General features: G+C 34.9%; 11 protein-coding genes. 4 read left to right on the top strand and 7 right to left on the bottom strand.

Annotated features, from left to right (window positions below):
• The first annotated feature begins 147 nt into the window (after positions 1 to 147).
• The gene (gene rpoN / locus AC3ITD_RS10760) at positions 148 to 1,620 is read left to right on the top strand and encodes an RNA polymerase factor sigma-54 (protein ID WP_056850328.1); all 1,473 of its coding nucleotides are present in this window, start codon (positions 148 to 150) and stop codon (positions 1,618 to 1,620) included.
• Between the two features lie 99 nt (positions 1,621 to 1,719).
• Here rpoN and AC3ITD_RS10765 read toward each other — a convergent pair whose 3' ends face one another.
• From AC3ITD_RS10765 to AC3ITD_RS10785, 5 genes are all read right to left on the bottom strand, one after another.
• Entirely contained in the window at positions 1,720 to 2,730 is a 1,011-nt protein-coding gene (locus tag AC3ITD_RS10765; RefSeq protein ID WP_265800227.1) for a PorP/SprF family type IX secretion system membrane protein, read from the bottom strand.
• A gap of 3 nt (positions 2,731 to 2,733) precedes the next feature.
• Complete coding sequence (locus tag AC3ITD_RS10770; protein ID WP_489366347.1) at positions 2,734 to 6,225, bottom strand: PKD domain-containing protein; 3,492 nt, start codon at positions 6,223 to 6,225, stop codon at positions 2,734 to 2,736.
• Between the two features lie 676 nt (positions 6,226 to 6,901).
• Positions 6,902 to 7,090 (bottom strand): hypothetical protein, encoded by a 189-nt coding sequence (locus AC3ITD_RS10775; protein ID WP_489366349.1) that lies wholly within the window; start codon positions 7,088 to 7,090, stop codon positions 6,902 to 6,904.
• A gap of 89 nt (positions 7,091 to 7,179) precedes the next feature.
• On the bottom strand, positions 7,180 to 7,320 hold the full coding sequence (gene tatA, locus AC3ITD_RS10780; protein WP_265800222.1) for a twin-arginine translocase TatA/TatE family subunit: 141 nt from the start codon (positions 7,318 to 7,320) through the stop codon (positions 7,180 to 7,182).
• A gap of 60 nt (positions 7,321 to 7,380) precedes the next feature.
• Positions 7,381 to 8,235: an HD domain-containing protein gene (locus tag AC3ITD_RS10785; RefSeq protein ID WP_489366352.1), complete on the bottom strand. Its 855-nt coding sequence runs from the start codon at positions 8,233 to 8,235 to the stop codon at positions 7,381 to 7,383.
• Between the two features lie 215 nt (positions 8,236 to 8,450).
• Here AC3ITD_RS10785 and AC3ITD_RS10790 point away from each other — a divergent pair, with 215 nt between their 5' ends.
• The gene (locus tag AC3ITD_RS10790; RefSeq protein WP_489366353.1) at positions 8,451 to 9,104 is read left to right on the top strand and encodes a TetR/AcrR family transcriptional regulator; all 654 of its coding nucleotides are present in this window, start codon (positions 8,451 to 8,453) and stop codon (positions 9,102 to 9,104) included.
• 5 nt (positions 9,105 to 9,109) lie between these two features.
• Entirely contained in the window at positions 9,110 to 10,414 is a 1,305-nt protein-coding gene (locus tag AC3ITD_RS10795; RefSeq protein WP_489366355.1) for an ABC1 kinase family protein, read from the top strand.
• A gap of 28 nt (positions 10,415 to 10,442) precedes the next feature.
• Here AC3ITD_RS10795 and AC3ITD_RS10800 read toward each other — a convergent pair whose 3' ends face one another.
• Positions 10,443 to 10,808 (bottom strand): hypothetical protein, encoded by a 366-nt coding sequence (locus tag AC3ITD_RS10800; protein ID WP_265800218.1) that lies wholly within the window; start codon positions 10,806 to 10,808, stop codon positions 10,443 to 10,445.
• Positions 10,809 to 10,880: 72 nt separating this feature from the next.
• A complete protein-coding gene (locus AC3ITD_RS10805; RefSeq protein WP_265800217.1) occupies positions 10,881 to 11,237 on the bottom strand; it encodes a response regulator in 357 nt (118 codons plus the stop codon).
• 315 nt (positions 11,238 to 11,552) lie between these two features.
• Here AC3ITD_RS10805 and AC3ITD_RS10810 point away from each other — a divergent pair, with 315 nt between their 5' ends.
• Positions 11,553 to 12,155 (top strand): GIN domain-containing protein, encoded by a 603-nt coding sequence (locus AC3ITD_RS10810; protein WP_489366358.1) that lies wholly within the window; start codon positions 11,553 to 11,555, stop codon positions 12,153 to 12,155.
• Positions 12,156 to 12,253 lie beyond the last annotated feature (98 nt).

A 12,253-nucleotide genomic window follows, 5' to 3' on the forward strand; every position in this document is an offset into this window, starting at 1 on the left:
GATGATTTATATACGAAAATAGCAAACATTCAACTGAATCCAAATGTTTAGCAAACAATTAAACCAAACATTCAAAAGCATTTACATTAATTCGAAAGAATATCTGAAATGATTTGTTTATTTTTGCTGCAATCCTGAATACAAAATATGCTAAAGCAACATCTACAACAAAAATTATTACAAAAGTTATCACCCCAACAAATTCAGTTTATAAAGTTGTTACAGGTGCCAACGGTTGCTTTAGATACGCGTGTAAAAGAAGAATTAGAAGATAATCCTGCTTTAGAAGATCCTAGTTTGATGACACAGGATGAGCCTAAAAGCGAATATGATGACTTAAACGACAGCCCTGAAGACTTCGATGGACCATCTGAAGATACCAGCATGGATGAGTTTAATGTAGATGATTATCTGCAAGATGACAATACCAACGATTATAGTACAAATTACAACAATGGTGATGATGACGAAGAGAAAAAAGAAACTCCAATCGCTATTGAAAGCACCTTCTTTGAAAGTTTACAAGAGCAATTAGATCTTATTCCTCTATCAGACCAGGATTTTATTATCGGTAAGCAAATTATCGGAAGTTTGGATGATGATGGCTATTTACGTCGCCCATTGGGTTCTATGATTGACGATTTGGCTTTTTCTCAAAATGTAATGGTTGAGGAAGAAGATGTATTGGAAATGTTAAAACTTATTCAGAGTTTCGACCCTCCAGGCATTGGCGCAAGAGACTTGAAAGAATGTTTACTCATTCAATTAAAAAGGAAAGACCCAAATAATCCGATAATAGTTAAAGCAATGAATGTTGTAGAAAACTATTTGGACGAATTCACGAGAAAACATTACGACAAACTCGAAAAAAGCTTAGGACTAGATAGCGAAGAACTTAAAGAGGTAGTTAACGAGATTTTGCGTTTAAATCCAAAACCAGGTGATGCAAATCAGGTAACAACCAAACAAATGCAAATCATTCCGGATTTTCATATTAGTAATAATGATGGAATCTTAATTTTAACGCTGAACTCCAAAAATGCACCTGAGTTAAAAGTAAGCCGCTCTTATCAGGAAATGTTTGAGCATTACGACAAAGCTTCATCAAAAGATAAAAAACTTAAAGAAGCTGTGCAGTTTGTGAAGCAAAAATTAGATTCAGCTAAGTGGTTTATCGATGCCATTAAACAAAGGCAACAAACTTTGTTAAAAACGATGAATGCAATTATGCATTATCAGTACGAGTATTTTTTAACAGCTGATGAGCGCAAAATGCGTCCAATGATTTTAAAAGATATTGCTGATAAAATTGACATGGATATTTCTACCGTATCTCGTGTAGCCAATTCGAAGTATGTGCAAACTGAATTTGGTACCTTTTTATTAAAATCTTTTTTCTCAGAAGCCATTCAGACAGAAAATGGAGAAGAGGTATCGAACAAAGAAGTAAAAAAAATACTGGAAGATTGTATTGGAAATGAAGATAAACGCAAGCCTCTTGCCGACGAGAAATTGACCGATATTTTAAAAGAAAGAGGTTATAACATCGCCCGTAGAACTGTTGCTAAATACAGAGAGCAAATGAATATTCCGGTGGCGAGGTTAAGAAAGGAACTTTAGTACGCGGCAATTTTCAGTTTTCAGGTGGTATCCATCAGTATTCAGTTTCTGGTTATCAGTTTGGCTATCCATTTAAAAAGAAATTACATAAGTACTGCTTTACCACATTCGGATATAAGAAGGTACTTTATAAATGTTGTTGAGTAGTAATCCCAAAACAATTTCATGACTGCCATTGCTTACCTGATTCAAATCTGAAGTGGTAAAATCGTAAGAGTAGGTCAAATTCAACATCTTACCAATATTGAAACCGGCCATTGCCGAAAATGAATCGTCCTTACGATAACTTCCCCCAAGCCACAACTTGTCTTTAAAGGCTATTTTCATATTTACATCTACCGATACTGGCGCTGGCTGCACATATTTGACCATAACGGAAGGAATTGCAGCAATTTCATCATCAAGAAAGAATTTATATCCCACTGTACCGAAGAAATGCGGAACTGCCTTTCCTTGATTATAGGCTTCATCTCCTGAAAAACTTAATTTTTGAGACAATATTTGTTGAGCCGATACTCCTGCAAATATTCTTGCACCATATAACCAAACGCCAACGCTTAAATCTGGACGTAGTTGGTTGGTTATTGCTCTATTGAGTGATGGTTCATAAGGATTTTCGAATGTCAATGCATTTATATCTAACGAAATACTAGATAAACCTGCTGCAACACCTGCAGATAAATTAAAATTATTGCTCAACTGCAAATGATAGGCGTAAGTAACATTGGCATCCAATCTCTTTATCGGGCCTGTTTTATCCAAAACGGCGGTAACACCCATGCCATGATGTGGCGGTGACGAAGTATAATTCTGCATGTAATTCCGATCCATTGGATTGCCTGTTTCTTCGGGAAATGAAGTTAGCGCATTACTCCACAATTGATTATCGCCCAACGCCCAATGTGCTGATATGAAAGAGGTTTGTGGCGCATCGTTAATTCCAGCCCACTGTTTCCGATAACCTGCTTTAAAATCAATATAATTTTCTATCCCCGAAAGTGCCGGATTGAGCAAATATTGGTTAAAAATGTACTGGGTGTATTGCGGCTTTTGCTGTGAAAAAGCTTTGGTAGAAACAAGTAAGGCAAATATGAGGATGTACTTTTTCAAAATTTATCTGATTATTGTGAGCGGTCCGGTAACGTTTTTTCTTCCATTTCGTGGATTTATGATGTAGTAATAAACACCGACCGGAAGTTGTTCATTTTGATAATTCCCATCAAATGGGGTTCTATATCCAGCACTAAAAAATATTCGGCTCCCATTCCGGTTAAACACTTGTACAGTTGCCTTTGGGTAACTTTCTAAATACTTGATATTCCATACATCATTAATTCCATCACCATTTGGAGTGAAACTACTTGGAGGATTAACAGCCTGTAAAACCTTTACCGATACCCGTAGTACTGTAGTGCATTGCTCCGGGCTGGTAGTCACAGTTAAGGTATAGTCAATATCTTTTTCTGGTGAGGCAATTGGATTCATGATTTTGTTATTATTCAACCCTGTAGCCGGTAACCACTCATATTTCAATCCTTCGCCTGTTGCTACAGCAGGAATTTGTATTTCTCCTCCTGCTAAGATATAAATAATTGAGCCGCCATCAACCACTGGTGATTTATTTACAAAAATTGATTTTGTAACGGTAGCACTACAACCATTATCTGCTGTGAAAGTATAGGTGATATTGTGAGGCCCAAGCCCGGCCAGTTTCGGATTAAACGTTCCATCAGGCTTTAAACCATTTCCATCACTGCTATAAACTCCAATACCTGAAATTCCGGTGGTTTCATGAAATTGATTGATAACAACACTACCATCATTCTCACACACAGGCAAAATTTCATCAACTGTTATTGTTGGTGATGCGTTCAAAGTAATGGTTTTAATGATAAAATCAGAACATTGCCCTCCCGAATAGGCAACTACTTTAATTTGAACATTTTTAGTTAGCGGAGAGCCAAAAGGCGCATAATTCAAATCTATTTGATCTGGTATTGGAAAATTAAAAGTTTCCATGCTCTCTGGCTGATTATCTAAATCTTTATAAACTTCAATCTTGGTTACCTTTCCAAAATCTACCGTTGATGTATTTTTAATTGAAATTACCGTATTGCTGCAATAATTATTAGTAATCAAGGGTTCAAAGTTGGCCTTGGGGACTGATCCGTTTACGGTAAATTGTTGTTTAACAATATCAGTACATCCAGTAGTGTTAGTTATGGTCAGGGTAACATCGTAATTATCGGCTACAGTGTAAGTATGTGAACCATCTTTCGCACTTGATGTGTTTTTTACCAAATCAGCTGCCGATAAATATTTGTCTCCGAAATCCCATTTATAAGTTAATCCGTCAGCCGTACCGTCTATATTTACTGCTGTACTGGTAAAATTAGCAACAGCATCTTTCAAACAGATATCTGGCATTTTAAAACCTGCTTTTGGTAGTTCTGTAACATTGATTTCCCATTTCTTTGCTTCGCTTACGCAATTATTCGACGAGGTTGTTACCAATGAAATGGTATACTTTCCTATTTTAGTATAGCTATGTTTTGGATTTTGATCAGTTGAAATTGCTGTTCCGTCATCAAAATTCCAGGCCCAGCTTTGAATGGTATTTACAGATATATCATTGCTTATCTCTGATAAGTCTTGAATTGTAAATTCGGTATTGGTGCAAGTTTCAGCAGGAGATTTAAAATTTGAAACTGGCCGTGGGTAAATTTCTATTTCTTTTTCAACGGGTTCAGAATAACAGCCTGTTCCAGATTTTACCGTTAATAAAACCTTGTATTTACCTTCTTTTAAAAAAGCATGTTTTGGGTTTTGATCGGTTGAGGTTGTGCCATCTCTAAAATCCCAGAGCCAATTTACAATCGAAAAATCGGTTGTTTTTGAATCACTTTTATCAGTAAACTGAACTTCAGTATTAGCACAACCCGTCAACTTGGCTTCAAAATCGGTTATAGGCAAATCGTAAATATTAAAAACATAGTTGGTGGTAATATCGCCTGTGATACAATTATTCGCATTCGTTGGTACATGCGAAACCACTTCTAAATGGTATTCACCGGTTTGAGTATAGGTTTTATTTACGGGATATCTGTACACATAACTAGTTTGTCCGTTTACAACTTTTTTATCTGGTTCAGGATTTAGAACTGTTTCTGGCACCCCACCTTCCAAAGTCCAGGTGATACGATCTGGTTCATATGGCAAATTGACCTTAAAATCAACAGTTTGGCCAATGCAACCATTAGGACTTTCCTCATTTCGGGTTTCATCAATAACCGTTAAATAATTGTTTGATGATAAATTAGTCCCTGCTGAATAGGAATATGATTCGGCATTACCAAATCCATACGCAATTGCATTAAATCCGTCATCAGCGGTCAACGTTAAACTACTTGCTATAACAGGAATCTGAGCAAACGAATAGGTGGAATTGCCAATAAATGTACTCCATGATGCTGCTGGCGCTACTCCATTAATTTTAAAGCTGCTTACTTTATTTGTTCTAATTAGAACGTTGATGTACTTATCCACTATTGATTCCAAGTCGGATGAAAAAACAGTAACTGTTTTAATGCTGAATTCAACTGGATTAAGAATAACCATTTCCGGATCGCCAATGATAGCGTTACCCAAAGCTGAAGAACAATTTTGAGTAAGTGAATATTGTGCAACACTAATTAGTTTATCGGCAGAGATAAATGTAGATTGGGTTAAAATGCCACTTTCATAGAATTCGCCTTTATTTAAAGTAATAGAAGTACCATCTAAAGTGAATTTTGTATTGTCTTCTTGAGCCAAAATCCTTAAGATGTACCGCCTATCTTTGAATGGAACAACGCCATAGTTTCTTCCCCAGCTTGCCGTTGGATAAAGTTGTTGATATAGTGGATCTTGAGAACCGGTACAGGGGCCTATTACAATTGCAGATGAGCCAGAAAAAGCAGCAAATCGTTTGCAAGATGATTTTATTTTATCTGTTTCTACATAAACTCCGGTTAAATCTCCCGTACCGGTGATGTATTCGTATACATCGCCTGCTTTGGCTAAAGTAACTGGTAAAGTACTGCCACCTTTTTCATGAATAATAACACTTGTATTATCTTCTGCAGCTACGATGGCCAAGTAATTTTTTCCCCCTTCAGATTGAGTGTAGTTCATGGAATAATAGGTTTGGCCAAGTGTTTCAAATGGAAGTATCAACGAAGCAGCTGATCTAGCTCTTCCCCAGATGTGGGTATATGCAGAAACTTTGGGTAAACCATCGGTTACTCGAATGCGTATTGCCCTATCTAATAAAACTGTATTTGATTCTGATTCTTCGATATACGCCGACGCTCTAGGTACATCAAATCGTATAGCTTGGTTGACTGGAATTGTTTTTTTTAACGACCATGTGCCGCAACTAACCGTAACCTCTGTATTGAATTTGGAAGTTACAAAAACCGTAATGTTAGCTAAGCTATTTTGGCTAGGTACATGCGTGGGGAAAACTGCCCAAAAATCTGTCCCTTCGTTGGAAACGTTTTGAGCACGAGAGCGCATTGAAACCAATAAAAATATTAGTAAAGCTAATAATCCAGCTCGCTTCATTGGTATTAGCTAATTAGAAAGGTAATTCATTTGGAAAGTTATAGAGATGCAATATACTATTTATAGCAGATAAGAAAAATAGGTTATGAAGATTTATAAATTTTCAAAGAGCATAATAGCCATTTCGTGTAATAATCTAAGGGGTTGATGTAAAAAAAATATTAAAAATACCAAATCACGTTCTAAGCCGTTTCAAATAATTATTCCCTAATACAACGGCATTCATCCCATTTATCAATTTAAGATTGTAAAAGATGGAAAAGCTAATTAATTTCTACCATTACTTAATAAAAAAATTTATCCTGCGAGAGTGAACGAAGGGGCAGATTTGGAACTTTATAAAGAAGTTGAAAAAGCACATTTAGACTAGAACATGCTTCTAAAAAAGATGAATCTTTATTTTTGAATTATCGAAATGCGTTTTTCTCTTTTAAGAGAAATATTAATAACGCAATAAAAGATGGTTTCGGATTAATCAAAAATCAGTTAGACGACACGGATAAGAATCAACTGGACGCAACTATTAAAAAGCTAGATGGCGCTTTATATGATATTAAAGAAACAGAGGAAATTGTGTCTTACAGCAACATGATCTTTTCCTCATAAGATTTGGACACACCATTAAATGATGACTACTACAGAAATTGACTCAAAGTGCTCAAACTATATGTATTCATTAATCCGCTTTACCGTCAAACTTCTCAGAGTATTCCTTTGCCTTAATGTCTGCGGTAGTATCATTACGATCTTCTGGTTCAAGATTTTCATCTAAACGATCGTTCCAATCATTCAAACCCTTAGAAGAATCTTTCTCAATTATTTCGCTCGAATTTTTCTTTGATTTTTCTTGACCCTGAATTTCCATGCTTTTTGCGTTTAAAATAAAACACAAAAGTTAACTTAAAGTTTGAATCGTGATGTCATTATTGGAAAGGTATTAATGATAAATAAAAATTATTTACTTGAACCTTCCTCCTTTGCACTTTTAAATTCTTTAACGCTTTTTCCAATTCCACGCATTAACTCTGGCAGTTTCTTGCCACCAAAAATTAATACTACAACTACACCTATTAAAATAATTTCTATTATAGACATATCATACAATTTTGTTTAATATACAGCAAAGAAATATAATTGTTTCTATTTCCAGCTTAATTAAACAAGCAAAGCTTTCAAGGTTCTGGGTTTTATTTTAGGCAAATCTCCATGTCGGATATATTCTGCAAACCCACGAAGCTGCTTAATGGATTTAATTGCTTCGTAACCTGCGTAGGTGGTTCTAATTTTATTTAGCAGCAGTGTATCCGTTTTAAACATATCGCTCTCTTTTAAAATACCTTTATTAATAAAACTTCTTATTAACTCGGCCATTTTGCCGTTAGCATATAAGTGTAGCGGAAGCTTAAAAAACTCATTGTTCAATTTTTCAAAAACGTCATTTATCCAATTTACCTGAGCATTATCATTCACAGCAATTTTACCTTCATTGATCACTATAGCGCTAAGAAACTCACGAGCTCTTTGCCGTGATATAATCCCTCCATGTACACCATCCCTTAAAGTGTAATCTAATCTATCCGCACAAAGTGATGGTAATGGTTGTTCTAAAATGTTAAACTTTCCGTAAAGAATTTGATTCACATCATAACCATAGTTCAGCAGAACGTCAGGAATTTCCGATTTATAAATTACCTCAGCAAAAACCTTCTCGTGGTAATCTTCATCCATGTGCTCAAACACATAATCGCCAACGTGAGAAAAGGCGGTATGCGAAACATCATGTAATAAACCAGCTATTTGCTCCAATTCCGAACCTCCTAACTTTTTGATTAGCATTGTTACTCCTATTGCATGCTCCAGTCGTGAATGGCAAATGTCGGGATTTACCAAAAAAATAGCGCCGCTTTGATGAATTCCAGCTAAACGTTTTAAAGCTTCAGTATTTAGCAGGTCAGAGAATAGTTGTGGAAATTCCATTTTACCATATAAAAAGTCGTTTAGCTGGATCATATTAATGAAGATTAAATTGAGCTCAATATTACTAATATTTTTAGTTTTATAAAATTTTTTATTTCCACAGTAGCATTATATTTGCTAAATTTACTAGGCAAAAAACCAACTTTCAATTATTTTGAAAGCTATTATTACAATTGCATGATTAACAATAATTATCATCAGAAAACAAGGTTTGATATTTAACGTTATCATTGTAAAAAAGGAATAATATGGCCACTGCTCAACAAATAAGAATTGCATATATTGACTTTGTTTTAACCAACGATGAGAAACCAAAAACGGTATATAGTTTTGCTAAGAAATTAAAAATTACTGAGGCAGAATTTTATCAGTTCTACTCCTCATTTGAAAGCATTGAAAAGACCATTTGGTTCGATCTTACTTTTGAAACGATTAGTAAAATTAAAGACCAGGAAGTTTGGCACCAATATACATCCAGAGAGAAAATGCTATCCTTTTTCTACAGCTACCTGGAGAACTTAAAAAGCGAACGTAGCTTTGTAATTTATAGCCTTAAAAATTATCAGGGTAAATTTTCTATACCTAATGTTTTGGCAGGAGTGAAACCTATTTTTGAAAACTTTGCTCAAGAAATTATTGATGAAGGCCTCGATAGCGGGGAATTAGCGGAACGCAAATTTTTAACTAAAAGATATAAAGATGCACTCTGGGTTCAGTTTTCATTTATAGTTAATTTTTGGATCAATGATGACAGCGATGGCTTTGAAAAAAGTGACGAAGCCATTGAAAAAGGCATTAATGTAACTTTCGATCTCTTTCAACATTCTCCTATAGATAATTTGATTGATTACGGAAAGTTTTTATCGCGTAACGGAAAGTTTAAAGAAAAGATGGGATTTTAGAATTGATGAGGGCACAAGACAGTATTCCGACAACAAAAGTAGAACGTTCAGCAAAATTTGTTAAAACAGGTTTTCAAATTGGGGGCAATTACATTAAACATTATTCGAAAAAATTGTTCAATCCTGACATGGATAGAGAACAGCTTAACGAAGATAATGCCACCGATATTTACAAATCGTTAAGTGAGCTAAAGGGCAGTGCATTGAAAATTGCTCAAATGCTGAGTATGGATAAGAATATCATGCCTAAATCTTATGTAGATAAGTTTACGCAATCACAATATAATGCTCCTCCCCTTTCCGGACCACTCATTGTGAGAACTTTTACCAAAAATTTCGGTAAAACGCCTGACCAGATTTTCGATACCTTTAACCTTAACTCAAGCAATGCTGCTTCAATAGGCCAAGTGCATCAAGCCACTTTAAATGGCAAAAAACTCGCTGTAAAAATTCAATATCCTGGTGTTGGGGACAGTATCTCCTCAGACTTAAAACTGGTTAAACCGTTCGCATTTCGGCTACTGGGCATGTCTGAGAGAGAACTTAACATCTATATTAAAGAAGTTGAAGAAAGGCTATTGGAAGAAACCGATTATGAATTGGAAGTCAGAAGATCTATTCAATTTTCAGAGGATTGCCAGAACTTAGATCACGTTGTTTTCCCAAAATACTATCCTGAGCTTTCTGGTAAGCGCATTATCACGATGGATTGGCTTGAGGGTTTGCATTTAAAAGAGTTTTTGAAAACAAATCCATCACAGGAGCTAAGAAATAAAATTGGGCAGGCTTTGTGGGATTTTTATAATTTTCAACAGCATGAGTTAAGAGCTGTACATGCCGACCCACATCCGGGAAATTTTATGATTACCCCAAATGAAGATTTAGGTGTAATTGATTTTGGCTGTATTAAAGAATTACCAAATGATTTCTACTATCCATTTTTCTCATTAATTTCTACTGATGTAATCAATGATAAACAAAAAACCATTGATGCTTTTAGAAGGCTTGATATGATTCACAATGATGATACGGAAAATCAAGTCGAATTTTATTATAAAGCCTATAAAGAAATGATCAGCCTTTTTGCTAAGCCCTATATCAATAAGATATTTGACTTTAGTAAACCTGAGTTTTTTGATCAACTATATGCTTATGGCGAAAAAATTTCTAGAATGCCTGAATTTAAACAAGCTAGAGGCGTAAAGCATTTTATCTATGTAAACAGAACGAATTTTGGGCTTTATCAAATTCTGCATGAGCTACAGGCTACGGTTAGCACGGATACTTACGAGCCAACGCTTAATAGGTAGTTTCAGACTTTTGTGCCAAATTTAGATGTTATTTTTGCTGCGTGATTTCTATTTCATCGAAATAATTTCCGTTTTGCAAACCTATGGTTAACAATCTATCAAAGCCGGTCGTATTTCGATTCATGGTAATAACTATTGTATTGCCATTTATTCTTTCCACTCTGAAATCAGCATTATTGACAACGAAATTTTTATCTGTCTTTTTTACTATCAACAAATTAACATCAACTTTGTTAAGCATGATGTTATTTAGCCACCAACTAGTTGATTCGGTATTAATGGTTATCGAATTTAAATTGGCGTTTAATGTCGCCGCTTTCTGAGATAATTTGATATTATCTTTCCACTTTCCGATTGGCTGATCTTTTTTACAAGAAATAAGGAGCAAAATCATCACGGATATTAAGATACGATAAGGACTATTTTTCATCAGAATTGGCGTGAGAAGTTTAATAGCGGCTTAACGTTAAGCGTTTTTCTTTACTACGTCAACCATATGATCTATATCAAATGGTTTTTCGATGTAATCGTCAGCTTTACACTCTTCTGCGGTTTTTGGCAAATCGGCAGAAGTTGATGTAAGTACTGCAGAAACATCTTCCGTCTCCGGATCAGATTTTAGTGCCTTTATGATCTCAGATCCTTTAACTTTTCCCTTGATATGGTCATCTACTATCACTAAATCAGGATCAATTTTTTCTATATTCTCGATAGGTTCGGTGGTTAAAGATGGCGTAACATCAAAACCCTCCTCATCTAACACTTGGTCCATTATATCAAGAATATCTTTATTATCCTGAACAAGTACAACCTTTTTCTTCATAAACTAAATAGGAATATTAATCCATAAATATAGCAAAAAGAATAGTTGCAAGAGACACTATTACTTTTTTTACGTGTCAACAACAGTGTACACTTGAAGTTTCAAATTAACGTGGTTCAAAAACTTCTAGAAAGTCTCATGTTTTCGTCTTGAATTTATGCCCGTTCGTCGAGAATTACATGAGACTGGTATAATACACACAAAACGCTTGCAACGTTTTCGATTTGGGAGCGTCTTATCTACAAAACAAGAACAAAATCACTTAAACAATTCAATAACAATTAATTAACATTTAATTATTAAATAAAAAACATTATGAAAACCTCAATCAAAACCCTAATCACATCTTCATTTACAGCAATCGTTTTATCTACAACTCTATTTTCTACCAGCATTTCGGCTACCGAAGTTGCACTAGTAAAAGTTTCGAGAGTTGGTGATTTTAAAAGAATTTCGGTGAAAGGAAATGTTGAAATTACTTTAATTCAAAGATCAAAAGCTGGAGTAACCTATGCAGATGATAATATTGGAAGTGCAAAAGTTTTTCAAGATGGAGATAACTTAAAAATCTCATCATCGGATAAGGGCCTAACCAAAGTAATCGTTTATGTTAATGATATTTTTAGGATAGAGGCATCGGAAAATGCCATTGTTAAAACTGAAGGCAAATTGACTACCAAATTTTTACAAATTTTCTTGAATGGCAACGCACATGCAGATATCAACACCAGCACCGAAGGGTTATACACAGTAATTAAAGATAATGCCGATTTAAAATTAAGCGGTTCTACCGACAGCCACACATTGGTAATGGGCAAGACTCAAAAACTAACTATCGATAAGTTTGCAGCTTTGAAAACGAACATGAGCTCGGTAGAAACAGTTGCTATCGAAAAGGAAATTGCTTCAATAAACTAATAGTTCAAACACACAAATAAAACGAAGGGCTTTCTGAGGTAATCAGAAAGCCCTTTTTAATTTATCGCTAAAATTCTGTTGAAGATAATCTAAAATCT

Source organism: Pedobacter sp. KH_004, from assembly GCF_057840755.1.